The sequence below is a fragment of the Streptomyces lienomycini genome (assembly GCF_027947595.1).
GTDB classification, from domain to species: Bacteria; Actinomycetota; Actinomycetes; order Streptomycetales; family Streptomycetaceae; genus Streptomyces; species Streptomyces lienomycini.
In genome coordinates this window covers 2,824,363-2,850,939 of record NZ_CP116257.1, presented here as the reverse complement: position 1 = coordinate 2,850,939, position 26,577 = coordinate 2,824,363, and the positions used below count along the sequence as shown (strand labels likewise).

Annotated in this window: 24 protein-coding genes; 12 read left to right on the top strand and 12 right to left on the bottom strand. The window is 71.6% G+C overall.

Annotated elements, in window-relative coordinates; genetic code table 11:
- Positions 1-5: 5 nt before the first annotated feature.
- From BJ961_RS12825 to BJ961_RS12815, 3 genes are all read right to left on the bottom strand, one after another.
- A complete protein-coding gene (locus BJ961_RS12825; protein WP_271321433.1) occupies positions 6-464 on the bottom strand; it encodes a hypothetical protein in 459 nt (152 codons plus the stop codon).
- 258 nt (positions 465-722) lie between these two features.
- Positions 723-1,910, bottom strand: coding sequence for a tetratricopeptide repeat protein (locus BJ961_RS12820; RefSeq protein WP_271321432.1), 1,188 nt, complete (start codon positions 1,908-1,910; stop codon positions 723-725).
- 102 nt (positions 1,911-2,012) lie between these two features.
- A complete protein-coding gene (locus BJ961_RS12815; protein ID WP_271321431.1) occupies positions 2,013-5,603 on the bottom strand; it encodes a CHAT domain-containing tetratricopeptide repeat protein in 3,591 nt (1,196 codons plus the stop codon).
- Between the two features lie 391 nt (positions 5,604-5,994).
- On the opposite strand from BJ961_RS12815, the gene BJ961_RS12810 reads away from it, so the two are divergent.
- The 7 genes from BJ961_RS12810 (at position 5,995) to BJ961_RS12780 (ending at position 11,844) form a co-directional block, all read left to right on the top strand.
- Entirely contained in the window at positions 5,995-6,330 is a 336-nt protein-coding gene (locus BJ961_RS12810) for a hypothetical protein (RefSeq protein WP_271321430.1), read from the top strand.
- Positions 6,327-7,247: a hypothetical protein gene (locus BJ961_RS12805; RefSeq protein ID WP_271321429.1), complete on the top strand. Its 921-nt coding sequence runs from the start codon at positions 6,327-6,329 to the stop codon at positions 7,245-7,247. Before BJ961_RS12810 ends, BJ961_RS12805 begins: the two co-directional genes overlap by 4 nt.
- Before the next feature lie 397 nt (positions 7,248-7,644).
- Positions 7,645-8,634 carry a hypothetical protein gene (locus BJ961_RS12800; protein ID WP_271321428.1) on the top strand — a complete coding sequence of 330 codons (990 nt, stop codon included), beginning with the start codon at positions 7,645-7,647 and terminating at the stop codon, positions 8,632-8,634.
- Positions 8,635-8,811: 177 nt separating this feature from the next.
- On the top strand, positions 8,812-9,318 hold the full coding sequence (locus BJ961_RS12795) for a DUF2617 family protein (protein ID WP_271321427.1): 507 nt from the start codon (positions 8,812-8,814) through the stop codon (positions 9,316-9,318).
- Complete coding sequence (locus tag BJ961_RS12790) at positions 9,315-9,710, top strand: DUF4247 domain-containing protein (protein ID WP_271321426.1); 396 nt, start codon at positions 9,315-9,317, stop codon at positions 9,708-9,710. The genes BJ961_RS12795 and BJ961_RS12790 overlap by 4 nt, the downstream gene beginning before the upstream one ends.
- 64 nt (positions 9,711-9,774) lie before the next feature.
- Positions 9,775-10,215 (top strand): DUF350 domain-containing protein, encoded by a 441-nt coding sequence (locus BJ961_RS12785; RefSeq protein WP_271321425.1) that lies wholly within the window; start codon positions 9,775-9,777, stop codon positions 10,213-10,215.
- Between the two features lie 33 nt (positions 10,216-10,248).
- Positions 10,249-11,844 carry a polyamine aminopropyltransferase gene (locus BJ961_RS12780; RefSeq protein ID WP_271321424.1) on the top strand — a complete coding sequence of 532 codons (1,596 nt, stop codon included), beginning with the start codon at positions 10,249-10,251 and terminating at the stop codon, positions 11,842-11,844.
- Positions 11,845-12,019: 175 nt separating this feature from the next.
- On the opposite strand, the gene BJ961_RS12775 is transcribed toward BJ961_RS12780, so the two are convergent.
- Complete coding sequence (locus BJ961_RS12775; RefSeq protein ID WP_271321423.1) at positions 12,020-12,445, bottom strand: MarR family winged helix-turn-helix transcriptional regulator; 426 nt, start codon at positions 12,443-12,445, stop codon at positions 12,020-12,022.
- A gap of 123 nt (positions 12,446-12,568) precedes the next feature.
- Here BJ961_RS12775 and BJ961_RS12770 point away from each other — a divergent pair, with 123 nt between their 5' ends.
- Positions 12,569-13,399, top strand: a complete 831-nt coding sequence (locus BJ961_RS12770; RefSeq protein WP_271321422.1) for an SDR family NAD(P)-dependent oxidoreductase — start codon at positions 12,569-12,571, stop codon at positions 13,397-13,399.
- Between the two features lie 18 nt (positions 13,400-13,417).
- Here BJ961_RS12770 and BJ961_RS12765 read toward each other — a convergent pair whose 3' ends face one another.
- Positions 13,418-13,879: a winged helix-turn-helix transcriptional regulator gene (locus BJ961_RS12765; RefSeq protein ID WP_271321421.1), complete on the bottom strand. Its 462-nt coding sequence runs from the start codon at positions 13,877-13,879 to the stop codon at positions 13,418-13,420.
- Between the two features lie 139 nt (positions 13,880-14,018).
- Here BJ961_RS12765 and BJ961_RS12760 point away from each other — a divergent pair, with 139 nt between their 5' ends.
- Together BJ961_RS12760 and BJ961_RS12755 are read left to right on the top strand one after the other, a co-directional pair.
- Positions 14,019-14,909: an alpha/beta fold hydrolase gene (locus tag BJ961_RS12760; RefSeq protein ID WP_271321420.1), complete on the top strand. Its 891-nt coding sequence runs from the start codon at positions 14,019-14,021 to the stop codon at positions 14,907-14,909.
- Positions 14,910-14,988: 79 nt separating this feature from the next.
- Positions 14,989-15,549, top strand: a complete 561-nt coding sequence (locus BJ961_RS12755) for a pyridoxamine 5'-phosphate oxidase family protein (RefSeq protein ID WP_271321419.1) — start codon at positions 14,989-14,991, stop codon at positions 15,547-15,549.
- A 25-nt stretch (positions 15,550-15,574) separates the two neighbouring features.
- Here the strand turns inward: BJ961_RS12755 and BJ961_RS12750 are convergent, their stop codons facing one another.
- The 3 genes from BJ961_RS12750 to BJ961_RS12740 all read right to left on the bottom strand — a co-directional run bounded on the left by BJ961_RS12750 (position 15,575) and on the right by BJ961_RS12740 (position 19,337).
- The gene (locus BJ961_RS12750; protein WP_271321418.1) at positions 15,575-16,606 is read right to left on the bottom strand and encodes an alpha/beta hydrolase; all 1,032 of its coding nucleotides are present in this window, start codon (positions 16,604-16,606) and stop codon (positions 15,575-15,577) included.
- Between the two features lie 166 nt (positions 16,607-16,772).
- On the bottom strand, positions 16,773-18,413 hold the full coding sequence (locus tag BJ961_RS12745) for a phosphodiester glycosidase family protein (protein ID WP_271321417.1): 1,641 nt from the start codon (positions 18,411-18,413) through the stop codon (positions 16,773-16,775).
- Between the two features lie 138 nt (positions 18,414-18,551).
- Positions 18,552-19,337, bottom strand: coding sequence for an SAM-dependent methyltransferase (locus BJ961_RS12740; protein ID WP_271321416.1), 786 nt, complete (start codon positions 19,335-19,337; stop codon positions 18,552-18,554).
- A 200-nt stretch (positions 19,338-19,537) separates the two neighbouring features.
- Between BJ961_RS12740 and BJ961_RS12735 the strand changes: the two genes are divergently transcribed.
- Positions 19,538-20,356, top strand: coding sequence for an SAM-dependent methyltransferase (locus BJ961_RS12735; protein WP_271321415.1), 819 nt, complete (start codon positions 19,538-19,540; stop codon positions 20,354-20,356).
- A 57-nt stretch (positions 20,357-20,413) separates the two neighbouring features.
- Here the strand turns inward: BJ961_RS12735 and BJ961_RS12730 are convergent, their stop codons facing one another.
- The 4 genes from BJ961_RS12730 to BJ961_RS12715 are packed head-to-tail and all read right to left on the bottom strand — an operon-like array spanning position 20,414 to position 25,073.
- Positions 20,414-21,772 (bottom strand): GH1 family beta-glucosidase, encoded by a 1,359-nt coding sequence (locus tag BJ961_RS12730; RefSeq protein WP_271321414.1) that lies wholly within the window; start codon positions 21,770-21,772, stop codon positions 20,414-20,416.
- 44 nt (positions 21,773-21,816) lie between these two features.
- Positions 21,817-22,656 carry a carbohydrate ABC transporter permease gene (locus BJ961_RS12725; protein ID WP_271417027.1) on the bottom strand — a complete coding sequence of 280 codons (840 nt, stop codon included), beginning with the start codon at positions 22,654-22,656 and terminating at the stop codon, positions 21,817-21,819.
- 7 nt (positions 22,657-22,663) lie between these two features.
- Positions 22,664-23,701 carry a carbohydrate ABC transporter permease gene (locus tag BJ961_RS12720; RefSeq protein WP_271321413.1) on the bottom strand — a complete coding sequence of 346 codons (1,038 nt, stop codon included), beginning with the start codon at positions 23,699-23,701 and terminating at the stop codon, positions 22,664-22,666.
- Between the two features lie 55 nt (positions 23,702-23,756).
- Positions 23,757-25,073 (bottom strand): extracellular solute-binding protein, encoded by a 1,317-nt coding sequence (locus tag BJ961_RS12715; protein ID WP_271321412.1) that lies wholly within the window; start codon positions 25,071-25,073, stop codon positions 23,757-23,759.
- Between the two features lie 176 nt (positions 25,074-25,249).
- Between BJ961_RS12715 and BJ961_RS12710 the strand changes: the two genes are divergently transcribed.
- Entirely contained in the window at positions 25,250-26,566 is a 1,317-nt protein-coding gene (locus BJ961_RS12710) for an ROK family transcriptional regulator (RefSeq protein WP_271321411.1), read from the top strand.
- The last annotated feature ends 11 nt before the right edge of the window (positions 26,567-26,577 follow it).

Sequence of the window (26,577 nt, the reverse complement as noted above, 5' to 3'; positions counted from 1 at the left end):
CGCCGTCACCGCCCCGCGTTCTTGCCACCGACGGCGGTCGTGTCGGCGTACTTGAGGTCGATGTTGCCCAGCGCGGCCCGGACGCCCTCGTCGGTCAACAGCAGGTCGTGCCCGACCTGTTCGAGGACTTCCTTCAGGTCGCCGCACCGCCCCTTCACGGACTTCACGTAGCGGGCCCAGGAACGGTAGACCTCCTGCTGTGCACCTGCGGTCACACAGCCGGCGTCGCCACCCAGCCCTTTCTGCCCGTCGGACAGCTTGGTCAGTGCGGTGTCGATCTCGTCACGCAGACCACCGACTCCCCCGCCGGCCTTGTTCCACGCGGTCCTGCTCGTCTTGAGACCGCCCGTCACACTGCTGGTACTGCTCCCGCCGGGATCGGCGACTTGATTGATCTGCGTATGCACCGAACCGCCATGCTCGGCAGCTTCAGCTTTGAGCTGTTCCCACTCGTCCCAAGCCATGCTCGTTCTCTCCCCGTGCCCTGATCCCCTGTCGAGGGACCCTTCGGTCCCCTCCATGAGCGTCGGCAACATTACTGGCTCACATGCCATGAGCCAGTGGCTCTGCGCTGCTTCCTCGCACACGCGTCCCGCGTACGAGGAAATGAGTCACCGGGGGACGGCCGCCAGGGCGACGGGCTTCACGAGCAGTGTCGCGAAAGCCACGAGGTGGTCCGGGCAGCCGGACATGCGCAGGGGTGAGCGTGCGGTGCACGCGTCTCAGGGTGAGCGGAGCCAGGCCAGTCTCTCCTCGGCGGTTCGCAGGCGGGGGTGTCCGGGGCCGTGCAGTCGCTGGTAGTCGCGTACGCAGCGGTCGAGCAGTTCGGCGGCCTCCTCGTGGTGGCCCGCGTCGATCAGCACGTTGGCGAGGTTGTCCCGGGTGACGACCGTGATCGGGTGACCGTCCCCATGGAGTGCGACGCGCCCGCCGAGGATCGCGCGCAGGATGGGTACGGCGTCCGCGTAGCGCCCCTGGGCGTGCAGGACGGCCGCGAGGTTGTTGCGGGCGGTGAACGTGGACTCGTGGTCCGGCCCCGACGTAGCCTCGGTCGAGCGTACGACGGCACGGATCTGCTCTTCCGCCTCGGCGTGGCGGTCGAGTCGGACCAGGACGGCGCCGAGGTTGCTCCGGGCGGCGATCGTCTTCTCGTGGTCGGGTCCGTAGCGGTGGTCCAGTTGGGGCACGAGGGTGCGCAAGGCACGCTCGGCCTCCGCGTGGCGGCCGCACTTGATCAGGGACCCCGCATGGGTGTTGGTGGCGGACAGGACGTCGGGGTGGTCGCGGCCGAGGTGCCGGATCCGGCGTTCCAGTACGTCCCGCAGCAGCGGCTCCGCTTCGGGCGCGCGACCGAGGTCCTCCAGGACCGCGGCGAGCCCGCAGGCGCTGCGCAGCGCGTCCGGGTGGTCGCGGCCGAGCGTCTCGGCCTGGGCCCCGAAGGTGTCACGCCACGCTGTTTCGGCCAGGCGCAGCTGGCCCGTGGTGTGGAGGGCGCCGGCCAACTCGGCCGAGATGCTCAGGGTGTCCTCGTGGCGGTCGCCGAGCGTGGTCCACCGGGTGCGCGCCACATGCTGGTAGAGCTCGATCGCCTCCTCGCCCCGTCCGGGGATCGTCACGAGGACCTGGGCGAGTTCACGGATGGCGGTGAGGGCGTCCGGGTGGTCGGCACCCAGGGTGTCGATGGCGGACCGGGCACGCATGGTGTGGAGTTCTTCGGCGGAGATCTCCACACGGGCGATCTCCCGCTCCGGTCGGCCCTCGGTCACCTCCGTGACGGTGAGGTGTCCGCCGACCGGCCGTCGCCCGATTCCGGGCCCTCTTGCCTGCTCCTGCTCGTTCGGGCCCGGCGGCGGCTGTACGCCGGTGCCCTCGTCGTCCGACTCGGCTCGTCGCCGCCACCATCGGGTCATCGTGACCGCCTCCTCGTTACTGCGGACTTCTCGTTACTACCGGACTCCTCGTTAGTGCCTGTCTCTTCGTCAGTGCCGGTCTCCTCGTTGCTGCCGGTGCCGTCAGGCGCCCGCGTGCACGTGTGCCGCCCACAGACTGGGGCTGGCCGCGAAGGTGGTACGGCATCGCAGGATCGCCTGATGCAGCGCGTGGGCCGTCCTCGTGTCGTCCAGCCCCGGTGCACCGTCGGCTCCTTCGGTGCGTAGCTCCCCGTAGAGGAGGCGGGTGACGCGGACGGCCACCGCGTCGTGCACCGGCCAGAGCGTTCCGACGGCGTGGGCATAGCCCGCGAGTTGGAAGGCGGAGGTGATGTGGATGGACTCGTCGGCCAGTTCTCCGCCGCCCCGCGCCGTCTCGCACGCGGACATCACCGCGAGGCGGGCCGCCGGCAGTTCCAGGTGGGAGATGGCCCGGACCGTCAGCGGACGGGTCGCGTGGTCGTGTACCAGGAGCCGACCGTTCGAGGGGTCGGCGGGCTCGCTGACCCCGTGGCAGGCGAAGTGGACGCAGGGGTGGCGGGGCAGGGCGTCCATCACCTGTTGGAAGGTGGCGTGCTCCTCGTACAGCACGTGGGTGGGCAGGAGGCCGCGGAGTACCTCCACCTCGCGCCGCGCGCCACCGAGGGGCCGGGCACCGGGTGTTTCGGGGAGCGCCACGGCGAGCAGTGGGCCGTGCGGGCGGGGGGCGGCGGCCCGGGTGCGGGCGTACCGGAGAGCTCCGACGGTCGGTGTGTAGGAGGAGACCACGCGGTCCAGTACCGTCCGTGGTTCCGGCGCGACCGCCGACGGAGTGGGTTCGGGGCCGTCGTCCGGTGCTGCCCCGGGTGCCGCGTCCGGGGCCTCCTCGTGGTGCCCGGCGGCGTGCAGCGGCAGCGAGGCCAGTGCGCCTCCCGGTGACCACCACAACCGGGACGGCCCGCCGCCCGGCGCGGCTCCGCGCATCCCGAGCCGATCGAGCACGGGCCCGGTGACGTGGTCCCAGGTCCAGGCCAGTACCTCGCTGACGGTCTGCTGGGCCGCCCGGTCGCGGGCGGGGTCGGCCGCGTCGGCGAGCGCCCGCTCCAACCGGTCCGCCTGTTGGCCGACGGCCTGAGGGGTGGCGTACGGCAGGGGGACGAGGAGGACTTCGCCGTCCCGCAGCACCAGCGCGTCACTGCGGAACTCGCTGCAGTAGGCCAGTACCACCGGTCCCTGGTCGGCGCAGGCGAGCAGCGCCCGCAGGTCCGGCACGCCGAGGAAGTCGGAGAAGCCGGGCCGGGCGCGGATCTCGGCGACCAGGTGCTCCAGTTCGGCCGCGAGGCTGTGCCGCAGGTCGGTGGTGTCGGCCGGCAGCCGGCCCTGGGCGGTGTCCGCGGCGTCGGTGGCCTCGAGCGCGTCCAGCCGTTCCCGCAGGCCGGCGAAGCGGTGGGCGAGGGCGGGGTGGGCGGCGCGCAGCCGTCCGAGCCCGTCGCGGGTGGCCATGGCCCGGCCCAGCAGGACACCCCGGCCCTGTTCGAGCAGGAGCACCGCGTGCTCCTGCCTCCCGGCGTTGACCGCGCACGCGGCGGCTTCGGCGGCCAGGCCGCGGACCCGGGACAGACCGCGTTCCTGGTCGCTGCGGACCAGGCGGCCCGAGGCGGCGAACGGCAGGAGTTCCAGTGCCAGTTCGTACCCCGGCAGCGCCTCGTCCCAGCGGTGGCCGTCCGCGGCGGCGGCGCCCCATTCCCAGGCCGCGAGGACCCGCTCGTAGGCGGGCAGGGAACTGGTTTTGGCGGCCTGCCGGTAGGCGTCCTCGGCGGCACGGAGCACCCCTGGGTCACCGTCCCGGTGGTGCAGGGCGCGCAGTGCGTCGCCGTACCACTTCAGGTAGCTGCCCTGGGTCGAGGTGTGCTCGATGACGGCCCACACCGCGCGGCCCAGTTCGCTGACCGCTTGCTCCAACTGGCCGGGTTCGCCGGTGGTGTGGTGCTTGGTGAGTCGGGCGGAGCCGAGGTTGGAGAGGGTCAGCGCGAGCATCGGATCGCCGTAGGGGACCTGTTGGACGGCTTGTTCCAGCAGGTCGACGGCCTCGTCGAGGTCTGCCACGTCGGCGGTGGAACCGAAGCGGGCGCGCAGGGCGTTGGCGAGGCCGTTCAGCCGGTCGGCGCGGGGCTGTCCGGTCGCGGGTGTCAGAGCGAGCGCCTGCCGGGCCACGTCGATCGCCTCGTCGATCGCCGTGGTGTCACCGGTCACGGTGTGCCAGCTCTGCAGGACCACTCCCAGGTTGGCGAGCCGGGCTGCTTGGTGGGGTGGCTGGTCCTGTGCCGCGTGGAGCGCCTCCCTGGCCAGTCGGGAGGCCTCTCGCAGGGAGGCCAGATCGTCGGTCTGGAGGGCGCGCTCGCGCAGGGTGACGGCGAGGTTGGCGAGGGTCCCGGCGTACGAGTCCGTGCCGCGCTTCTCCTCGGCGACGGCTGTGCGCAGGGTGGTGACGGCTTCGTCCAGCAGCACCGCGTCCCCGGTGCGCTGCGCCAGCCTGTGCAGCGTGTTGCCGAGGCTGTTCAGTCTCCTGGCGTGTTCCGGGGTGCCGGGGCGGAACAGCGGCAGGACCGCGCGCAGTACGGCTGCGGACTCCTCGAGCAACGCCTGCGCGTCGGTGGCCTCGCCGGCCAGGCGCAGCGCGGCACCGAGACCGGCGAGCAGTTCGGCGCGGTCCGGGTGGCTGGGCGGGCACTCGGCCAGGGCCATGCGGTGGATCCGCAGCATCTCCGAGCGGTGAGCCTCCTCCGGGACGTGCTCGTGCCACTCTCGCAGGGCCTGGGTGAGATTGCGCAGGACGAGCAGGCGGGCGGACTCGCCCCTGGGAAAGGCTTCCGCTACGGAACGCCACAGGTCGAGCGCCTCGCGCAGGGCGCCGAGATCCCCGTCGAACTGGTATGCGCCGTGGCGCATGCCGGCCAGGTTGCTCAGGTAGCCGGGGCGCTCGTCCGATTCGTCCGGGAGTACGTGGAGCGCGCGCCGTTGGACGTCCGTCGCGCGCAGGAGATCCGTGGGGAGGGGCGCGGCGGGGCTCCCGGGCCGAGGCCCCGTGGCTTGGGGTCCCGTGGCCTGAGGTCCCGTGGCCTGAGGTCCCGTGGCCTGAGGTCCCGGGGCTTGGAGTCCCGGGGCTCGGGGCCCCATGGCTTCGAGTCCGGGTTCCGCGGGGGCGGTTCCCAGGCCGACGGCGATCCGGTGCCGTTCGTGCAGCGCCTCCGCGAGTGCGCCGAACGACTGCGCCGCGGTCTCGGCCTTCTGGGGCAGGCGGGATGCCCGGTCGAACGTCTCCACCGCTCGGTCGAGGTCGTCGGGCCGCCCGAACAGCGCGAACCGCTGCCGGTACGCGAGTCCCAGAAGCCGTACGTCCTGTGGTTGAACCGGTTCGCGCGCCGCCCGTCCCCGGCCCAGGTCGACCAGGGCGTCCACGTCGTCCGGACGGCGCAGCAGTTGATAGCGCAGTTGGAGGGCCACCATGAGGTTGGTGGCCCGGGCGCCGGTCCGCGCGGTGTCCGGCGCCGCGGAGGCGGACAACTGCTGGTAGAGAGCGATCGCCTGGTCGAGGGCTTGGCGGTCGCCTGTTTGGAGATGGCGGGACAGCAGTGCGTCCGCGTGCGCTTCCTCGTCCGGTCCGTCCGCCGCTCGAGCGCGACTCGCGTTGATCACGCGCACCCCCGGTGTCACACGGCCGGACCGAGGTCTCTCGGCGCTGCGCGGCCCCTCCTCACGATAGCGAACGGGCCGACGGAGCAACGGCGTACAGCGAACCGCGCCGCCCGGGGGAGGCGGGCTGCGGAACCTCGGCATACACCTGACGACGCCGACGACGTCCGACAGCCGATTCCCGCCAGCCAACAGCCAACAGCTCCCAGCCCCCAGCCTCCAGCCCTCAGCCCTCAGCCCTCAGCCGACGTACAATCGCGGCCGACCGACATCCGGCGTCCGAGGGGGACCGGTGGGGATCGAGACCGACGGACGAAGTGGGCCCGGGCCGCGAGGCGGACACGCCCGGCTGGGGGAACTCTGCCGACGGCTGACGGACGCGCCGGGATCGCTGGTGCTCGGTGAGCGAGGGCTGCGGCTCGTCGAGTCCATCACCGCGGAACTGCGTGCCGGTCGGGCGGCCGAGGAACTCGACGACATCTTCGACGAGTTGGAGGAGGAGTTGCTCGCGGCCGGGCACAGCGCCGGCCTGGGTTCCTACCGCACCACCCCACCGCCGGGCACGCCCGCCTACCAACGGCTCCCGGTCTCCGGGCCGGTACACCCGGCGCTGCACGTACTGGCCTGCCCGCGGGGGCACTGCGGGCGCGTGGAGGCGCCCGGCGACGACGCCCCGCACCCCGACTGCCGGGTCTTCGGCCAGCCGCTGCGTACGGTCCCCCTCCGGTGACCAGCGCGTTCCTCAGCGCGCTGGGCGGCCGTATCGCCGAACGATGGCTCGCCGCGCTGGCCCTGCCCGGGCTGCTCTTCCTCACCGCCGCCACCGCGGCCACGCTGCTCGGCCACGAGCACTGGTCCGACCTCGAGCGGCTGCGGGACTGGGTCGACACGCTGTCCGACTCCCCCGCGGCCCGCAGCGCCGGCACCGTCGTCCTGGTGGCGCTGGGGGTGCTGGCCGGTGCCGCGGCGACCGGCGCGGCCGCCCAGGCCTTGGGCACGGGTGTGGAACTTCTCTGGTGTGCGGAGCCGCACGGGCCTGTACTGCGGTATCTCGCCGACCGTCGCTCGCGCCGCTGGCGCGTGGCGGATGCGGCCTTCCGCACCGCGTTGGTGGCGGCGGGTCGGGCCCGCATCGAGGGAGCGGCCGAGGCCGACCGGCTGGCCGACGTCGCCGAGCGGCGCTACGCGGACCGTGCCCGCATCGCCTCGGCGCCGCCCCGCCACCCCTTCAGGATGGGCGACCGTCTCTCCGGACCCGCACAACGGCTGTGGCAGGCCTACCGGTTGGACCTGACGGCCGCCTGGCCGCACCTGTGGCTCCTGGCCGCCGACGGCACCCGTGCCGAACTGCAGGCCGCCCGACTCAGGTTGACCGCGTCGGCACGTCTGTGCGCCTGGGGTCTGGGATATCTGGTACTGGCGGTGTGGTGGTGGCCCGCGGCACTGGCCGGGGGCGTCGCCGTCACCTCGGGAGTACTCCGCGGCCGCGCGGCCGCGGATGCCTTCGCCGAACTCACCGAGGCCCTGGCCGACCTGCACGTACGTGACCTGGCCGCCGCACTGAACGTCGAGTACGAGGGGAGGGACGACCGAGTGCTCGGCGAACGTCTCACACGGCTGCTGCGCAAGGAGTCGGGGGACCCGTAGGAGCGGTCGTGGCGCCGTGGGCGTGCCGAGCGGCGCACTGTGCCCCAGCCCGGCGAGGAGAACGACAAGGTGTGTCGCTCTGCTCCCCCGCCGACGTCCCCTCCAGGGGGATTTGACCGGCGAACGCCTGACGCACCGTCGCTTCGAGCGTCATGATGTGGCGCTGGTGTCACACGCCGCGGCCGTCGGAGGGCATATGGGAGTCAGCAGCGCACGGCGCGAAGCCGCCACAGCCGCGCGAACTCCCGGCCAGCGGCCGGTCACTGGGGGAACGCTCATCACCCTGGGACGGACACTGCGGGCTCTCGGGTTCGCCCTGGGCGCCGGTGGAGGGGGAGGACTGGGGAGCAACTTCTTCTCCGATCCCAGTCCCCAGGTCGCGGGGATCCACTGGTCCGTGCGCGTGCTGATCATCGTGGTCGTCGTCTCCATCGGCTGGCTCCTGTTCGACGTCGGGCGGAAACTCCTCGTACGCGGACAGCGGCACCGGGTCAGCACCATCACGTCCTTCGACCATCTGAAGGGCGAGCGGTACCTGCTCTACCTACGGCCGTTCGCCCTTGACCAGCCGATGGCGAGAGCCCCCTCGGGGACGCCCGGCTGGGGATCCCGGTCGCCGTTCGACGTGCCGGGTCTCACCGCGGAGCAGTTCCTGCTCGGCCAGTTCTCGGAGCACGGGCGGGTCGTGGCGGTCGGACGGCCCGGCGAGCAACTGCCGCTGCTCGGCGCCCAGCGGGGATATCTCCCGCTCCAGGGGTGGGAGTACACGGTGAGTGAACTGATCCAGGGGGCCCACGTCGTCCTCATGTCCGTCGCACAGGGCCCGGGCACCGCATGGGAGTTCACCGAGGTGCTTCGCACCACCACCCCCGAGCGACTGATCCTCGTGATCAGCTGCGACGAGCGGGAGTACAACGCGTTCCGCACAGCGGTGGCCGGGTTGTACGAGGCGAGGAAGAAACGGGAGGGCGGCAGTCCGTGGGCTCCTCTGCCCGTTCTGCCCGACTGTCCGGTGGTACCTCGTGCCACCGGACGAGAGTGGGACGCGCCTCTCAGAGCCTTCGTCACCTTCGACCAGGAGTGGCACCCGACCCTGTTCCCCTTCGTCGTCACCGTGCCGCGACTGCGTCACTACCGCACGGTCCGGAAGCTGGTGGGCCAACAGATGGCACCGGCATTGAGCCCGCTCCGTGCCTTGCCCCGGAGGACGGCGGCGGGCACGGTCCCTCCGCCCCTGCCGGCCGACTCGCAGTCCTCCGCCGCCCCCTCGACTCCCGCTCCCTCTCCACGTCCACATCCGAACGAGCCGCTGATCGGCAGTGTCCTCGTCCATCACCAGGCCGCCACCCGGCGGAGACGCGGATTCCCGTGGCGCAAGCCGATGTGAAGTGCTCTGGTGCGGCGTACCGGACCTGTGATCCCGGGCTGCGTATCGCAGGCGTCTTCCCCTGGTCCGCACGCAATCCGAACGAGAGTGCCGAGGGGTCGCTTTACGGCCATCGTTGACGCATGTGTCATACTCAGCGCCGCTCGTAGCACTATCGGACCGGGGGGCCGCAGCCGCATGCACGCCGTATCTCTGCAAGCCCCTTACCTGGATACGGCCGCGGATCAGCTCTGCTTCTCCCTGGACCTGACCGAACGGCCCGCGCTTGCCGAACGTGAGGTGTCCGTGGGAGGGCTCGCCGTGCGTCTGAGGCTGCTCGGCGCGTCCCATCAGGTCTTCGCGGGTCCGGTGCGGGAGACCGTGGCGTGCCTGCCGGAGGCGGTCAGGGGACTGCCGGCGACGCACACCCGGTGGTTGGCGGGGTGGACGTACGACTTCAGCGCGGCCACGGAATGCCTCGGGCCCGAGGAGTTCAGCGCCCGGGTCGCGGACGCCCTGAGCCGCGCCAACGAGGCGGAGCACAGCCTGTGCGGGGTCTTCCCCGGGTCTCCGGAAGCGGTGACGGCGGTGGTCGTCGAGGCGTGCGGCAAGCGGTCCGGCGCGGGGCTGGCCTGGCGAACCTGGCACAGCTATCCGCAGGACGGGCACATCGTATCGACGTACAGCCGGCTGGAGGCTCGATGAACAGCACCCGACTCTTTCGCGGGGCGGTGGCGGCCGCGCTGGTCACGGTCCTGCTCTCCGCCTGCTCCAGCGACGGCGAGGACGGCGTCCCGCGCAGCTGGATCGGCAAGACGTACTCGGCCGGCGGGAGCGGGTGGCTCGACAAGAACAGTTCGCCGGCCAAGGTCGCCGACGCGATCGACCACCACCGCGACGCCCTCGACCGGGCGTCCGGCGGCGGCATGGAGTTCCTGCGCTACGGCGACGACATGGTGACCGTCTCGCCGTACCAACGGGGCAGCACGATCGAGATCGAGGACTACCGCAACGGCTACCGCCGGCATCAGCAGCACCTCACCTACTGGCCCAACCCGAGCAGCTTCCGCGGCGGCGGCCCCGGTTCCGGCAAGTGACGCCCGGCGTCCCCCGACCCCGACGACGACGCCCTCCACAGACGCCCTCCAGAAAGGCAACGCAGTGACCGAGATCTTCGAGTCGGCCGGGCAGGCCCTGCTCTACGGGGTCGTGGGCCTCGCCGTGATGGCCGTCGGCTTCGTCGCCCTCGACCTCGTCACCCCCGGCAAGCTCTTCCACGTGGTGTGGCGGGACCGCAACCGCGGCGCGGCCGTGCTCCTCGGCAGCCAGTCCGTCGCGGTCGGCCTGGTCATCATGTCGGCCATCCGGGCCAGCGAGTCCGAAGAGGGCCTGGGATACGGCCTGTTCAGCACGCTGCTCTACGGGCTGGCCGGGGTGCTGGTGATGACGCTGGTCGGCATCGTCATCGGCATGCTGACGCCCGGCCAGATGGGCGCGGTGGCCCTCGACGACGGCGACGACCGCCGCCCGCACCCCGCCGCCTGGGTCCAGGCCGGCATGTACCTGGGCACCGCCGTCATGGTCGGCGCGGCCCTCTCCTAGAACCACCCCGAGGACCACCCCGAGGACCACCCCATGAGCTCCACCCTGGACGACCGCGCCACCGCGACGCCCCCGCGCCCTCCGGCCGACCGCCACACCCGGGGGGCGCGGTTCCTGCTGCTGCTCGCCGTCTTCCTCTGCGCCGCCTGCGGCCTCGTCTACGAGCTGGCCCTGACCGCCCTGGGCAGCTACCTCATCGGCAACTCGGTGCTCCAGACCTCCGTGGTCATCTCCGTGATGGTCTTCGCGATGGGCGTGGGATCACTGGCCGCCAAACCGCTGCGCAGCCGTCCCATCGTGGCCTTCGCCGTGGTGGAGGGGGTGCTCGCGCTGGTCGGCGGCCTGTCCGTCCTGATGCTGTACGCGGCCTTCGCCTGGCTCCAGCTCTACATGCCCGCGATGATCGTGGTGTCCCTGGTGGTGGGCCTGCTCATCGGCGCCGAGATCCCGCTGCTGATGACGCTGCTCCAGCGCATCCGCAAGCAGGAGGCGAGCAGCGCCGTCGCCGACATGTTCGCCGTCGACTACATCGGCGCCCTCGTCGGCGGCCTGTGCTTCCCGCTGTTCCTGCTGCCGACGTTCGGCCAGTTGAAGGGCGCGCTGGTGGTCGGCGTGGTCAACGCGGTCGCCGGAGTCATCGTCGTGGTGTTCATCTTCCGCCGCCAGACCGGCCGACTGGTCAAGGCCGGACTGCTGGCCGGCGTCACCGTGGTGCTCGCCGCGCTCGGTACGACGTACGTGCTGGCGGACGACCTGGAGGTGACCGCGCGGCAGCACATGTACGCGGACCCGATCATCCACTCCGAGACCACGCAGTACCAGGACATCGTGGTCACCCGCTCCACCGCCTTCACCGGGGAACCCGACGTACGGCTCTTCCTCAACGGCGACCTCCAGTTCAGCTCGGTCGACGAGTACCGCTACCACGAGTCGCTGGTCCACCCCGCGTTGTCCGGCCGCCGCTCCAACGTGCTGATCCTGGGCGGCGGTGACGGGCTCGCGCTGCGCGAGGTGCTGCGCTACGACGACGTCCGCCATGCCACCCTGGTCGAACTGGACCCGGCGATGACCCGGTTGGCGCGGACCTACGAGCCGCTGCGGAAGCTCAATCACGGTTCGCTGGACGATCCGCGGGCCAAGGTCGTCAACGCGGACGCCTTCACCTGGCTGCGCGCGGCCCGGCAGCGGTACGACGCGGTGATCATCGACTTCCCCGACCCGGACTCGGCGTCGCTGGCGAAGCTGTACTCGGTGGAGTTCTACCATCTGCTCGGCCGGGTGCTGGCGCCGCACGGCCAGGTCATGGTGCAGAGCGGGTCGCCGTTCTTCGCCCCCAAGACCTACTGGTCGATCGCGAAGACCATCGAGACCGCCGGGTACGCGACGACGGAGTTCCAGGTCGACGTGCCGAGCTTCGGCAACTGGGGTTTCGTCCTCGCCACCCCCGGCACCGAGGCCCCGCCGCTGCGGCTCGCCCCGGACCGGCCGAAGCTCCGCTACCTGGACGCGGCGGTGCTGAAGGCGGCCACCGTGTTCCCCGTCGACCGCCGCCGCACCGACGTACGGCCGAGCACCCTGATGGATCCCGCGGTGCTCGAGTACGTGCAGGACGAGTGGCGCGACTACTGAGTCAGGACGGGGTGCCCGCCGCAAGGGGCAGTGACCTTCCGTGATCTCCCGCGGCGGTCCCCCAGGCGGCCCGCTGCTCCTGGGTCAGCCCGTGGCATCGCCGCAGTCGCGCAGGACGTTCAGAGCCCTGTCGAAGGCCGAGTCCGCGTCCCTCTTCTGGTCGGACTCCTCCGCTTCACGCCTCGCCATGAACAAGTGTCTTGCCCAGCAGTTCCACCAGTTGACGCAGCTCGTCGTGCGACAGCCGGGCGAAGGGGGTCAGCGCGAGGGTCGCCTCGATGACGGCCGACCGGACCCGGCGTCCCTCCTCCGTCAGGGCCACGACGCGTGAGCGGCGGTCGGCGGGGTCGGGTGAGCGTTCGACGAGGCCCCGGTCGGTGAGTTGGTTCATGACGAAGCTGAGGTTGGGCGCGTTGCAGTACAGGCGGCCGGCCAGTGCCTTCATCGAGGGCGGCGCCTGGGCCGGGTCGATGGCCCAGAGGGCCTGAGCGGTCACGTGGGTCAGGCCGTGTTCCGCCAGGACGGCCTCGATCCGGTCGCTGGTCCGCATGAACAGCTCGTGGTTCGCCGCCACCGCCGCCTCGAGGGTGCTTCGCGTCATGGACTCATCCTACGCCTGTTTACTTCGAGGCTCGAAGTGTATGTTGGCATCAATTCCTTCGAGCCTCGAAGTATCTGCGGGCCCTTCCCTGCCCGCATCCAGTCGGACAGAAAGCACTCACCCATGCACGACTACACGGACACCACCGCCCTGGTCACCGGCGCGTCGAAGGGTCTCGGCGAGGCCTACGCACGCGAACTGGCCCGCCGGGGAGCACATGTGATCCTGGTCGCCCGTTCGGCCGACGCACTCCACGCCCTTGCCGGAGAGATCCGGACGAAGCACTCCGTACGCGTCGACGTGATCGCCGCGGACCTCGCGGACCGCCGGTCGCCGCAGAGGATCGTCGACGCCGTCGACGGCCTCGGCCTGGACGTGGATCTTCTGGTCAACAACGCCGGGATGGGCTCCGTGGGGCCCTTCCTCGGCCGTCCCCTCGAGCCCAATCTCCAGTCCGTCGACCTGAACGTCACCGCGTTGGTCGGCCTGGTCCACCTCCTGGGCGCCCGCATGGTCGAGCGCGGTCGCGGCGGCATCGTCAACATCGGCTCCACCGCCGCCTTCCAGCCCATGCCGTACCAGTCGAGCTACGCCGCCACCAAGGCGTTCGTGCTCTCCTTCACCGAGGCGCTCGCGGAGGAGGTCCGCGGCACCGGCGTACGCGTGATCGCGGCGCACCCTGGAGCCACCGCCACGGGATTCTTCGACCGGACGACCGCGTCCATGGACCCGAAGTTCACGGATGCCCCCGCCGACGTGGCCGCCAGGACGCTCGACGACTACGCCCGCGGCCGGTCCGTCTCCTTTCCCGGGCGAGTGTCCCAGCGCGCCGGGGTCTGGGCCTCGCGGGTGCTCCCCCGCACCACGGTCACGCGTCTCACGGGCGCCCTCAACCGCCGGCTCGGCCTCCACGACGTCAGCGATCTCGACCCCGCCACCGCCCGTGGGCAGTGAGGGCCGAGGGCGGGTGGTTCACCTGGGCGGGCGGGGTGGGGAGCCGGCGCGAGCGGGCGGCACCGCGGGGCTGCTCCCCGCCGACGCCTCGTCGCCGCGCCGGTTGGCGCGGTCCACCTCGGCCATGTGCGCCTCCGCCCACTCACGGAGCGCGGCCAGTGGTTCCTCCAGGGACCGGCCGAGCGGGGTGAGCCGGTAGTGGACGCGGGGCGGGACGGTCGCCTCGACCCGGCGGGCGACGAGGCCGTCGCGGGTGAGGCCCTGCAGCGTGGCCGACAGCATCTTCTGCGAGATGCCGGTCATCCTGCGCTGCAGTTCCGCGAACCGCACCTCCTCCGGGGACGCCTCCGCCAGCACCTTGACGGCCATGGACGTCCACTTGGTGCCGATCCGGTCGAGCAGGCGGCGGGTGGGGCACCCCGGGTCGAACAGGTCTCCCCGGGCGCTGTTCGGGGAGCGTGATGTCGAGGAGGGGGTCACCTGCGGCTCACCACCTGTCGCAAAAGTGCGGTCTTGGACCGCCCACCCTAGTTACCTATCGTTCTGTTGTCACCATTGGTAACTGACTCACTGCCCCTCTGCCTCACTGCTGCCACCGACCCGAGGGATTCCTGTGCTCGTGCCCGCCGCCTCGCCCCACCCCTCCGATTCCCGCCCGTCAGACGTCGAGCTCCGGCGCGTCGCGGTGAACGGCGTCGAACTCAACGTGGCCCTCCAGGGCGAGGGCCCCGCTGTGCTCCTGCTGCACGGCTTTCCGCACACCTGGCACCTGTGGACCCGTGTCATGGGCCCCCTCGCCGAACGTCATCGAGTGATCGCGCCGGACATGCGAGGGGCGGGGGCCAGTACGCGCGCGGCGGACGGATACGACGCCGGCACGCTCGCGTGCGACGCCGAAGCGCTGCTGGGCGCCCTCGGAGTGGGCTCGGCGGCCGTCGTGGGCATCGACGCCGGTACCCCACCGGCGTTCCTTCTCGCCATGCGTCGCCCCGACCTCGTGGGACGACTCGTGGTCATGGAGTCACTGCTGGGCGGGCTGCCGGGGGCCGAGGAGTTCCTCGCGCAGGGGGCGCCCTGGTGGTTCGGCTTCCACGGGGTGCCCGGTCTCGCGGAAACCGTGCTGACCGGGCACGAGGCCCAGTACGTCGACTGGTTCCTGGGCACCGGTTCCCTCGGGGAGGGCGTGGACCCCGCCGTCCGGGACGCCTTCGTACGGGCGTACACCGGGACCGATGCCCTGCGCTGCGCGTTCTCGTACTACCGGGCGCTGCCCACGAGCAGTGAGCAGATCGCGGAGTCCGTCGCCGGGGGCCGGTTGACCGTCCCCACCATGGCCGTCGGCGCCCATCCGGTGGGCCGGGCCCTCGAACGGCAGCTGCGGCCGGTCGCCGATCACCTCGTCGGGCACGTGATCGAGGACTGCGGGCACATCATCCCGCTGCATCGTCCCGAAGGGCTGCTCGGCCTTCTCGAACCCTTCCTCGGGAACCGCCGGCCGGCCCACCGATGATTTCCGGGCCGCCCGGCGGTCGTTACGGAGGAGACGCATGAGAGAGCGATGAGACGGATGAGAGAACCAGGAGTCCGCCATGTCCGTACGACGACCTACCGCGAAGCAGCCCTCGACCGAACTCGACGCCCGCTACAGCTCCGCACTCCAACCTCGTCCGGGCACCGCGGACGTCACCGCCACCGACTGGGACGAGGCCCGGCGGCGTCTGGAGGCCGCCGAGATCTTCTGGGTGGCCACGGTGCGGCCCGGTGGCGGACCGCACGTCACACCGGTGATCGCGGCGTGGCACGACGGGGTGCTGTACTTCTCCACCGGTCCCGGTGAGCAGAAGGCCCGGAACCTGGCGCACGATGCGCGCTGCGCGCTGATCACGGGCGGGAACTCGCTCACCGAGGGGTTCGACCTCGTGGTCGAGGGCGAGGCGGAACCGGTCGCCGATCCGGCGGTGCTGGAGGAGGTGGTCGCGGCCTACGAGAGGAAGTACGGGGCGCACATCACGTCGGCCGAAGGCACCTTCCACGGCATCGGGGACGCCATGCGGCGCGGAGACGCGGTGCTGTTCGCGGTGGCCCCCGTCACCGCGTACGGGTTCGGCCGGGACGAGGGGGTCTACAGCCATACGCGGTGGGGGTTCTGAGCCACCGGGCGTGCAGGGTTGAGGATCAGCCGCCGTCGATGCCCAACGCGCCCAGCAGCATCGGCAGCGACGCGTGCAACTCCCTTTCCCAGTACGCCCAGCCGTGGGTCCCCGGACCGTAGAAGTTGGTCGTCAGGTGCCTCGCGCCCACCCGGTTCAGCTCGGCCGCGAGCGCGTGGTTCTGGCGGTTGAAGTCGGCCTCCAGGGCGCTGGTGGCACCTGGCTGGTCCAGGGGGCCGGTGGTGCCGTCGCCGCAGGAGAGGTAGACCGGGATGGACCTCAGCCGCTTGGCGAGGTGGAAGGGGTCGTGGGCCTGCCAGATCCGGCGTTGGGCCGTCGGGTCGCCCCAGACGCGGAGCGGATCGTCGCCCTGGCCGGCGAAGAAGCCCATGATGCGGTCGATCGACTCGTCGTTCAGGAGCGGGTGGGCGGATCCGGAGTACGCCGCCGTCGCCCTGAACATGCCCGGGTGCCGGGCGGCGTAGAGGAGGGCTCCCTGGCCGCCCATCGAAAGGCCGGCGACCACACGGTCCGAGCCCGCGCCCCAGTCGCGTTCCAGGAGCCGGCGCAGCTCCTTCGTGTGGAAGGTCTCCCACGCCGGGTCGCCGCCCTGCCCGTGGTTCCACCAGTCGCTGTACCAGCCGTTCCAGCCCGCCTCGGGCATGACGACGAGGACGTCGCGCAGGCTGGCGGTGTCCGCCACGTCCGTCATGCTCGTCCAGGACGTGTAGTCGCCGCAGCAGCCGTGCAGCAGCCAGAGGGTGGGCCAGTGCTGTCGGCGGTGCCGGTCGTGCGGGTTCCAGCCGTCGGGGGTGAGGAGGCGGACGTTGACCGTGCGGCCGCCCAGGGCGGTCGACCGCACGGACAGGTCGACCTGCCGGTCCGCGACCCGGGTGACGTCGACGACTTCCGCGCCGGGGCGTGCGGCCGCGTCCGGCTTCCCCGCGGCCAGCGCCCCGGGCGCGGTCGGCGCCAGGACGGCCAGCAGTACGGCGAGGATCAGGAGGACCCTGGCCCGCGCGGGGCTCAGGACGGTGTGGGGCACGTTCGCGAACACGGCGGCTCCCTGGGTGGGTTGCTGGCTCTCGCGCGGTGGTGCGGGTGCGTACTCAGTTGGTCGGCGATCGGCGTTCGGCGTTCGGCGTTCGGCGTTCGGCGCATGGCACGGGCGGGTCAGATCACATCAGGTCAGGTCAGGTCAGGTCAGGTCAGGTCAGGTCAGGTCAGGGTCCGTGTCGGCGCGGCAGGATCAACAGCGCGTCGCCGACGGGGCGTTCGCCCGTGGCGTCCGAAGGGGTGTTGAGTACGGAACCGTCGGCCACCATGGTCGTCGAGCCGCCGCCGTCCAGGTTGACCGCGTCGCGCAGGCCCAGTGACTTCGCCACCCGGGCGCTCTCGGTGATGCTGAGTCCGAGGGAGCCGGTGTCGCGTCCGTCGGCGGTGACCAGGACGGTGCGGCCCGCGCCGTCGACTCCGGCCAGGGTGCGCGGGTTGCGCTTGTGGACCCAGCCGTAGTACCAGCTCGGATCGTCGGGGCGCACCATGCCGTCGGTGGCGGGGGTGACGTGGATCCGACCGTCGCGGAGCAGTTCGGGGCCCGCGTTCACGATGTCCGTGCGGAAGGAGGGGGAGATCCTCCGGCCGCGTTCGTCCAGCAGGGTCGTGCTCGGACGCAGTCGCTCGCCCACCCGGGCCAGGGCGGTCAGGTCGGCGACGCGTTCACCGGTCGCCTGGACGGAGCTGCCGCCCGCGGGGAGCGTTCCGCCTCGTGGCGAGCGCAGTTGGACGACCCGGTCGTCGGCGTCGAGCACGGCTTCCAGTCCGTCGCCCCCGGGTGTGTGTCCGCCGTACTCCGGGGTGAAGGCGACCAACTCGTCGGGGTTGGTGCAGGTCACGTCGTGCAGGGGCAGCGAGGTCGGGGTGTCGCCGGCGCTGCCGCCGCAGTTCCTGATCAGGCCCGGTACGCGGTTGATGCCGTTCAGGCGGAGGGCCGAGGCCCGGCTGGTGATCCGGCCCTGCCAGGTGAGGCGGGTGATCTCCGTGCGGCGGGCGTTGTCGTGGAGGACGAGGGCGGGGCGTCCGGCCACCGGTTCGCTCAGCAGGCGTCCGTCGTACACGCCCACTCCGGCCGGGTCTCCCGGCGCGCCCGCCCTGGGGTCCAGGACGAAGAACCCCGCGTTGACCGCGGCGGTCGCGGCGGCCGAGGCCGAGAGTTCACTGGTCGTCTCGCGGTTCTCCAGGTCCGGGCCGTACGAGGCGTCCAGGGTGCCGCGGAATCGGCGCGGGTCGACGGTGAGCACGTCGACGTGCCAGGGACCGCGGTCCGTGGCCTCGCCGTCCCAGCCCGTGTAGACGGCCGATCCCGCGTGACCGGCCGCTCTCAGGCGGGTGCGTTCGGCCGTCGCGGTGGACTGCGAGTCGAACGTGCCGACGCGGACCCTCCAGCCGAGGGTGCCGCCCGTGTAGTCGGCCGTCCGGGGCGTCCTCACCTCCTCGGCCCGGGCGTCGAAGCCGTCCTGCCGCAGATCGGCGACCAGTTCGTCGGCGCTCGGCCGGTCCTTGAGGGCCGTGGGCGGTGCGTCGGGGTCCGGGGAGGTGTCGCCGCCGGGGATGGAGACCTCGACGGTCCAGTGGAGAGCGGGGTCGTCGGCGTTCCCGCGCACGATGCGGGTGAGGGTGACACCGGGCTGCAGGGTGGTCGTGGTGCGCCGCTCGGGGAGGTCGGCGGGGCCCAGCGGGAGCACCTGCCGGGTGGACGCCGGGTACCCGCGAGGATGCGGGGACGCCTCGGCGGCCGGTGGAAGTGCGGCCGACGTGGTGAGGACGCCGAGCACGGCACCCGTGGCACACAGTCTCTTCTTCATCTGTCCCGCCTCGCGCCGACCACGGACTCCACGGACACCGACCGACCCATGCTGCGCACAAGTATCGGCCGGTTCCGGCTCACGTCAAGGCGGCGTGGCAGGCGTCGGCGGCCCGTCCGGCCCTCGCTCCCGACCGGCTCAGGGGATCCGTGCGACGCCCACGTAGAAGCCGCTGCGTTCCCGTGCCGGCGCGGGCTCCTGCTGGTACCAGTCCGTGGCGAACACCAGGCCGGGCGGGGCGAGTTCCAGTCCCGCGAAGAAGGGCTCGACCTCGCTCCTGGTGCGCATCCGCAGGGGGATCGCGCCCTTGCGGTACGCGGCCTCGGTCTCCTGTTTCAGCTCCGGGTGCTGGTCGGCGGTGCCGTGCGACAGGAGCAGGTGGCTGCCGGAGGGGAGCGCCGCCACCAGGGTGCGCACGACGGCGTAGGGGTCCTCGTCGTCGGGCAGGAAGTGCAGGAGTGCGATGAGGGAGAGGGCGATCGGCCGGTCGAAGTCCAGTACCTCGGCGGCGCGGGTGAGGATCGTCGCGGGCTGCCGTACGTCGGCGTGGAGGAAGGCGGTGACGCCCTCCGGGCTGCTGGTCAGCAGTGCTTCCGCGTGCCGGAGGACGATGGGGTCGTTGTCCGCGTAGACGACGCGGGCCTCCGGCCGGACCTTCTGCACGATCTGGTGCAGGTTGGGTTCCGTGGGGATGCCGGTGCCTATGTCGAGGAACTGGTCGACGCCGCTCTGCGCCAGCCAGGCCGCCGCGCGGTGCATGAACGCCCGGTTCCGGGCCGCGTTGCCCCGGGCCTCCTCGGGAAGCGTCTCGCCGACCTTCTGGTCCACGGGGTAGTTGTCCTTGCCGCCCAGCAGCCAGTCGTAGACGCGTGCGGGGTGCGGCTTGCTCGTGTCGATGCGGGGCTGGGGCATACCGGCGGTCACAGGACACTCCTCCGTACACGGAACGGCATCGGCAGGTCGTCAGCCTATCCGGATCGGGCCCGGGTCACGGGGGTGCCGACGGGGCCGGTCGACGGGCTCGGCCCCGCCGCGCCGAGGTGCCGTGCCAAGATGACGTTCCGACAGTCGCCCGTCACGGTTTTCCCTGCGTGGCACCCGAGTTGAGGACGGAGTCAGGCTGCATGACCTCCCCGAGCGGTGACGACAACGCCGCCCACCCCGACTGGATCGACACCGGCAAGCCCCATCCTGCCCGGATGTACGACTACTTCCTCGGTGGGAAGGACAACTACGAGGTCGATCAGCGGGCCGCCGAGCAGTTCATGAAGGCGGCGCCCGAGGTGCGGGAGGGGGTACTCGCCAACCGGCGCTTCATGCACCGGGCGGTGCGGCACGTGGTGGCCGAGGGCGGCGTCCGCCAGATACTCGACGTGGGGACGGGCCTGCCCACCGAGCCCAACGTGCACCAGATCGCACGGTCGCTGGCCCCCGGCACCCGTGTCGCCTATGTCGACAACGACCCCGTCGTCGGTGCTCATTCGAGGGCCCTCGCGGACGATCCGGGCACGGCCGTCGTCCTGGCCGACCTGCGCGATCCGCGGGCGATCCTCGACCATCCCGAGGTGCGCGAGGTCATCGACTTCGACCAGCCGGTGGCCCTGCTGCTGGTGGCGGTCGTGCACTTCGTCACCGAAGCGGAGGATCCCGCGGGCATCGTCGCCACGCTGCGCGACGCGCTGCCGGCCGGTTCCTACCTCGTGCTGTCGCACGCGACGGGTGACGTCCACGAGGACCGGCGTGCGGACGCGGCGGCCGTCTACGACAACGCTTCGGCGTCCCTGAGTCTGCGGTCGCACGCGGCGGTCCTCGACCTGTTCGGCGACTTCGCGATGGTCGAACCGGGGCTGGTCCGGGTCACCGACTGGCGTGCCGACGAGGCGCCGCGCCCCGACGCCCCGCCGATCGGTATCTACGGCGGAGTGGCGAGGAAGGGCGCCTGAGGACACACGCGGACCGTGGTGGGCGCGGACTCCCGCGTCCGCGCCCACCGCGGGTTCTCAGGCGGCCCTGCGCTCCCTCCCCCGCGCCCGGCCGATGATGTCCGCGTAGTGGTGCCCGCTGCCCTTGACGGTGCGTGCCTGCGTCTCGTAGTCGACGTGGACCAGGCCGAAGCGCTTGTCGTAGCCGTACGCCCACTCGAAGTTGTCCAGCAGCGACCAGGCGAAGTAGCCGGCCAGCGGGGCCCCCCTGCGGGCGGCGGAGGCGCAGGCGGCGAGGTGGGCCGTCAGGTACTCCTGGCGCTCGGGGTCGTCGATGGTGCCGTCCGGGCGGATCACGTCGGGGAAGGAGGAGCCGTTCTCGGTGACGTACAGCTTGCGCGGCCCGTACTCGTCGGTGAGGCGCAGCAGCAGGTCCTCGATGCCACCCGCGTCGATCTCCCAGTCCATGCCGGTGCGCGGGACGCCGGCGCGGCGGACGGCGCGGACGTACGGGGCGGGCTCCGCGGGGTCGGCGGCGACGGTCTGGGGGAAGTAGTAGTTCAGGCCCAGCCAGTCCAGTGGGGCGCCGATGAGCTTCATGTCCCCCGGCTGTTCCGGGAGTTCGACGCCGTAGACCTCGCGCATGTCCTGGGGGAAGCCGCGGCCGTGGATCGGGTCCAGCCACCAGCGGTTGGTGTGGCCGTCCATGCGGCGGGCGGCGGCCAGGTCCTCCTCGCGGTCGGTGGCCGCGTGGATGGTGGAGAGGTTGTTGACGATGCCGACCTGGGCGTTCGGGGCCGCCGCGCGGATGGCCCGCATCGCCAGGCCGTGGCCCAGGAGCAGGTGGTAGGAGGCGCGGACGGCGGCCGTCAGGTCGGTCCAGCCGGGGGCCATCTTGCCCTCCAGGTGGCCGATCCAGGCGGAGCACAGGGGCTCGTTGAGGGTGGCCCAGTGCTGGACGCGGTCGCCGAGGCGTTCGGCGACGACGGAGGCGTATGCCGCGAAGTGTTCGGCGGTGGCGCGCTCGGGCCAGCCGCCGCGGTCCTGGAGCACCTGGGGCAGGTCCCAGTGGTAGAGGGTGACGGACGGGGTGATGCCGGCCGCCAGCAGGTCGTCGACGAGCCGGTCGTAGAAGGCGAGGCCCTTCGCGTTGACGGGTCCGTCGCCGCCGGGCAGGACGCGCGGCCAGGCGACCGAGAGGCGGTAGGCGTTGGTGCCCAGTCTCCGCATCAGCTCGATGTCCTCGCCGGTGCGGTGGTAGTGGTCGCAGGCGACGTCGCCGTGGTCGTTGTTGTCGATCTTCCCGGGGGTGTGCGAGAAGGTGTCCCAGATCGACGGCGAACGTCCGTCCTCCGCCACGGCTCCCTCGATCTGGTACGCCGATGTGGCCGTGCCCCACAGGAAGTCGTCCGGGAGTGCGGCGAAGTCGATGGTCACGAAGGTCCTTTCGGGTTGGGGGTGATCGTGCCGGGGTGCGTCGGTCACTTGACGGCTCCGGCCGTGAGGCCCGCCACCAGGTAGCGCTGCAGCAGCAGGAAGCCCGCCACCACGGGGACGCTCACGACGAGCGAGGCGGCCATGATCTGGTTCCAGTACACGTCGTTCTGCGTGGAGTAGCCCTGGAGTCCGACGGCCAGCGTACGGGTGGCGTCGTTGGTCATGACGGAGGCGAACAGGACCTCGCCCCAGGCGGTCATGAAGGCGTAGACGGCGACCGCGACGATGCCGGGGACGGCCGCGGGCACGACGACCTTGAAGAGGGCGCGCAGCGGTCCGCAGCCGTCCACGAGCGCCGCCTCGTCCAGGTCGCGGGGCACCGAGTCGAAGTACCCGATCAGCATCCAGATGGAGAAGGGCAGGGAGAAGGTCAGGTACGTGAGGATGAGGCCGCCGCGGGAGCCGAACAGGGCGATGCCGGTGGTGTTGCCGATGTTCACGTAGATCAGGAACAGGGGCAGCAGGAAGAGGATGCCCGGGAACATCTGCGTGGACAGGACGGTCACCGAGAAGACGCGCTTGCCGCGGAACTCGTAGCGGCTGACGGCGTAGGCGGCGAAGACGGCGATCACGACGGAGCAGACGGTCGCGGCGCCCGCCACGATGAGCGAGTTGAGGAAGTACTTCGCCAGCGGGACCGTCGACCAGATGTCGATGTACGGACGGATGGTGAGGTTGCTCGGCAGCCAGTGGAACTGGCTGGAGACGTCCTCGAGCGGCTTCAGCGAACTGGACACCATGACGTACACCGGCAGCAGCACGAATCCGGTGAGCAGGGTGAGGAAGACGCGGCGGGTCCAGGTGAAGGAGCGCGGCGCCGCCATCGGGGACCTAGACATCGGCCGTCCGCCTTTCCTCGTGCTTCCGCGGCGCCCGCGGGGTCCTGGTGACCCGGGAGGTCAGGAACAGGTACACGCCCGTCACCAGCAGCAGGAAGAGCAGCAGCAGGACCGACATCGCGGAGCCGGTGCCGAAGTTCCAGGTGACGAACGACGACTGGTAGATGTGGATGGAGATCAGGTCGGCGGCCTCCGGAGCGGCCTTGCCGAACAGGACGAACGGCGTGTTGAAGTCGTTGAACGTCCACAGGAACAGCACCAGGACGAGGACCTGGTTGACGGGGCGCAGCGACGGCAGGGTGATGCGGCGGATCTGCTGCCAGACGCCGGCGCCGTCGAGGGCTGCGGCCTCGTACAGCTCCTTGGGGATGTTCTGCAGCCCGGCCATGACGATGAGGAAGGCGAACGGCCAGCCCTTCCAGACGGACACCACGAGCAGGGCGACGAAGCTGTTGTCTCCGATCAGCCAGAAGGAGGGCTTGTCGGTGAGGCCGAGCTGGTCGTGCAGGACGTGGTTCACCAGGCCGTTGTCGTGCTGGAACATGAAGGCCCAGGTGATGACGGCCGCGTAGACGGGCAGCGCGTACGGCACCAGGAAGAGCGCGCGGAGCAGGCCGCGGCCGCGGAAGGCGTCCTGCATGCAGATCGCGGCGGCGGTGCCGATGAACCAGCACAGGCCGACGGAGAGGACGGTGAACGCGCAGGTGACGAGGAAGGAGTGGAGCAGCGCCTCGCCGACGGGGGCGTCGAAGTCCACGGACATGGTGAAGTTGTCGAGGCCGGTCCACGGAGCGGTGGTCCAGTCGCGGATGTAGAACTGGGTGAGTTCCTTGAAGCTCATCGCGATGCCGATGACCATCGGCACCAGGTGGACGAGGAGTTCGAGCAGCAGGGCCGGCAGGAGCAGCAGGTAGGGCAGGCCGATGCGGCGGATCCGCCCGGGACGGCGGCGGGGCCCGCGCGCCGTCCCGGGGGAGCTCTTGCCGACCGTCCGCTCGCCGGGCTGCGCCGAGGCGGTGGTGGTGGTCATGGCTGGGTCCGTGTCCGTGTCGGAGTCGGTGGGGCTGGGACGGGAGTCAAGGCGCTCACTTGTTGGGCATCTGCTGCTGTGCCTTGGCGAGCTTCTCCTTGACGGACTCGGTGGTCACCTCGTGTCCGTTGGCGGCGTCGGCGAAGAGTTCCTTGACGGCGGTGCCGACCGCGGTCTCGAACTGCGACTCGTCGGCCACCTGGGGCAGCGGGGCGGCGCTGGTGGCGAGGGTCTCGCGCAGGACGGCGGTGGCCTGGGTGTTGAACGCCGGGTCGGTCTGGGCGGCCTTGACCGGCGGGATGGAGCCGTACGCCTTGTTGAGGATCTTCTGCTCGGCGTCGCCGGTCATGAAGTTCACGAACTCGGTGGCGCCGTCGATGTTGTCGGTGTTCTTGAAGACGGCCATGTTGATGCCGGCGACCATGGAGTTGGTGGCGGTGCCCGCGCCGGGGGTGCCGGACGGGACGGGGGCGGGGGCAACGCCCCACTCGTCGTCCTCCATGCCCATGGTCTTGAAGGTGGCGGAGGCGGTCTGCCACAGCACCATGGCCGTCTTGCCCTTGGCGAAGTCGCTGAGGGACTGGTTCTGCGCGTACTCGGCGTTGCCGGGCGCGATGACCTTGTCCTGGGCCATCAGGTCGACGTACTGCTTGACGGCGGCGACGGCGCCCTCGGAGGTGAAGTCGGGCTTGCCGTCGGCGGTGAAGAAGTCGGCGCCGTGCTGCTTGGCGAGGACGAAGACCTGGTGGATGTTGTTGGACAGGTTGGAGCCCTCGGCGCCCAGGCCCCACTTGCCGCCCTTGGAGATCTTCTTGCCGGTCTCGACGAGTTCGTCCCAGGTGGCCGGGGGCCTGGTGATGCCGGCGTCGGCGAACATCTGCTTGTTGTAGTAGAGCGCGTAGGCCATCGAGTACAGCGGGACGGCGGCCGGGTCCTGGCCCTTGACGCCGGTCGAGCCGAGCGCGGAGTCGACGAAGCGGTCCCTGCCGCCGATCTTCTCGAAGTTCTTCGCGTCCCAGGGCAGCAGGGCGCCGGTGGCCTGGAGCGAGGCGCTCCAGGTGTTGCCGATGTTGAGGACGTCGGGGCCCTGGCCGGAGGTGGTGGCCGTGAGGATCCGGTTCAGCAGGTCGGACCAGGGCACGACCTCCAGCTTGACCTTGATGCCGGTCTCCTTCTCGAACTTGTCGAGTTCGGGCTGGAGGACCTTCTTGTCCACCTCGACGCTGGCGCCCTGGTTGGACGCCCAGTAGGTGAGTTCCTTCGGCGAGTCGTTTGATCCGCCGCCCGAGGAGGAGCCCCCTCCGCAGGCCGTGGCGGCGAGTGCGAGAGACATGGTGACGGCGCCTACGGCCGCGGCTCGGATGCTGCGCATGGCTCCTGGGTTCCTTCCGGGAGTCGGTCGGGAAGTCCCGACGGCGGCTTCGGCTGCTTCCCGTCCGAAGCCCCTCATGGCTTAATTTAGGACGTGAGTTAAACCCCGAGAGAAAGACTCGTCAAGGTCTCGCGCAGGTTCTGCGGTCGCGGGAGGACGGGAGAGGAAGGGTCCTGATGGCGAGGCACGGCGGGCGAACGGTCCGTGACCTGCGGCGGGAGAGCCGCGGCGCCGTTCTGCAACGGTTGTATTTCGACGGGCCGATGAGCAGGCTCGCACTGGGCTCGGCGGCGGGTCTGAGTTCGGGTTCCGTCAGCAACGTGGTCGCCGAGTTGCTCGCCGACGGACTGGTGGAGGAGGCGGGCAGCCTCGGCACGGACGGCGGCCGGCCGCGCACCCTCGTCCGCGTCGCGGCGGCCCGGGGCCGCCTCGTCGGGGTGGACGTCGGCGAGACCCGCGTACGCGTCGAGCTGTTCGACCTGTCGATGTCCGAACTGGCCCGGACCGAGCGTGTGTTGCCCGGTCACGGGTCGCGCTCGTACGACGTCGGGGTCGTCGCCGGGCACATCCTCGACGGCGTCGCGGAGGTGCTCGCCGCCGACGGCCCCGCACCGGGCCCCGGTGAGCTGCTGGGCGTCGGCATCGGTGTCCCCGGCATCGTCGAGCGCACCGCCGACGGCGCCCTGGTGCACGGCCAGACCATCGGCTGGGACGCGGTACCGCTGGAGGCGCTGCTGCGCGGCTCGGGTCGACTGCCCCCGCACGTACCGCTGTTCATCGAGAACGGCGCCAGGACGCTGGGGCAGGCCGAGATGTGGTTCGGCGGCGGACGCGGCGCGCACAACGCCGTGGTGGTGCTCTTCGGCTCCGGGGTCGGCGCGTGCGTCGTCACCGACGAGGTGGAGCAGGGGCGTGCGGTGGAGTGGGGGCACCTGACGGTACGGGTGCGGGGGCGCCGCTGCCGTTGCGGAGCGCGGGGGTGCCTGGAGGCGTACGCCGGTGCGGAGGCGCTGCTCGCGCGGTGGCGGGAGGCGGGCGGGGAGCCGCCGCCCGGCGCCGACGAGGAGGCCGCGCTGACCGCCATGCTGTCCGCCGCCCGACCCGGCGACGGGGGCGCACCGGACCCGGTGGCGGCCCAGGTGCTCGCGGAGACCGCCGAGTACCTGGGCGCGGGCCTGGCCGACCTGGTCAACCTCTTCCAGCCCGAGCGGGTCCTGGTGGGCGGCTGGGCCGGGCTCCAACTCGGCCCGGCGTTCCTGGCGTCGGTGCGGGCCCACACGCTGGCCCACGCCCTGCGCCACCCGGCCGGACGGGTGGGCATCGCGCTGGGCCGCCTCGGCTCCGACGCGGTGACGGTGGGCGCCGCGATCCTGCCCCTGGCGGCGTTCTTCGCCCGCGGCGGTCAGCGCGTGCCGGTCGACTCGCCCGCGCCGGTGCCCGCGTGGCGGGCGGCACTCGGGGGGAGGCTGGCGGGGCAGCGGGGCGGGGAGTGAGGGCGTGCGCG

What these genes read in the sequence shown, in the direction of transcription:
- BJ961_RS12825 (WP_271321433.1), bottom strand. Translation starts at nt 464, where the DNA reads ATGGCTTGGGACGAGTGGGAACAGCTCAAAGCTGAAGCTGCCGAGCAT.
- BJ961_RS12820 (WP_271321432.1), bottom strand. Translation starts at nt 1,910, where the DNA reads ATGACCCGATGGTGGCGGCGACGAGCCGAGTCGGACGACGAGGGCACC.
- BJ961_RS12795 (WP_271321427.1), top strand. Translation starts at nt 8,812, where the DNA reads ATGCACGCCGTATCTCTGCAAGCCCCTTACCTGGATACGGCCGCGGAT.
- BJ961_RS12790 (WP_271321426.1), top strand. Translation starts at nt 9,315, where the DNA reads ATGAACAGCACCCGACTCTTTCGCGGGGCGGTGGCGGCCGCGCTGGTC.
- BJ961_RS12780 (WP_271321424.1), top strand. Translation starts at nt 10,249, where the DNA reads ATGAGCTCCACCCTGGACGACCGCGCCACCGCGACGCCCCCGCGCCCT.
- BJ961_RS12775 (WP_271321423.1), bottom strand. Translation starts at nt 12,445, where the DNA reads ATGACGCGAAGCACCCTCGAGGCGGCGGTGGCGGCGAACCACGAGCTG.
- BJ961_RS12770 (WP_271321422.1), top strand. Translation starts at nt 12,569, where the DNA reads ATGCACGACTACACGGACACCACCGCCCTGGTCACCGGCGCGTCGAAG.
- BJ961_RS12755 (WP_271321419.1), top strand. Translation starts at nt 14,989, where the DNA reads ATGTCCGTACGACGACCTACCGCGAAGCAGCCCTCGACCGAACTCGAC.
- BJ961_RS12745 (WP_271321417.1), bottom strand. Translation starts at nt 18,413, where the DNA reads ATGAAGAAGAGACTGTGTGCCACGGGTGCCGTGCTCGGCGTCCTCACC.
- BJ961_RS12735 (WP_271321415.1), top strand. Translation starts at nt 19,538, where the DNA reads ATGACCTCCCCGAGCGGTGACGACAACGCCGCCCACCCCGACTGGATC.
- BJ961_RS12725 (WP_271417027.1), bottom strand. Translation starts at nt 22,656, where the DNA reads ATGGCGGCGCCGCGCTCCTTCACCTGGACCCGCCGCGTCTTCCTCACC.
- BJ961_RS12720 (WP_271321413.1), bottom strand. Translation starts at nt 23,701, where the DNA reads ATGACCACCACCACCGCCTCGGCGCAGCCCGGCGAGCGGACGGTCGGC.
- BJ961_RS12715 (WP_271321412.1), bottom strand. Translation starts at nt 25,073, where the DNA reads ATGCGCAGCATCCGAGCCGCGGCCGTAGGCGCCGTCACCATGTCTCTC.
- BJ961_RS12710 (WP_271321411.1), top strand. Translation starts at nt 25,250, where the DNA reads ATGGCGAGGCACGGCGGGCGAACGGTCCGTGACCTGCGGCGGGAGAGC.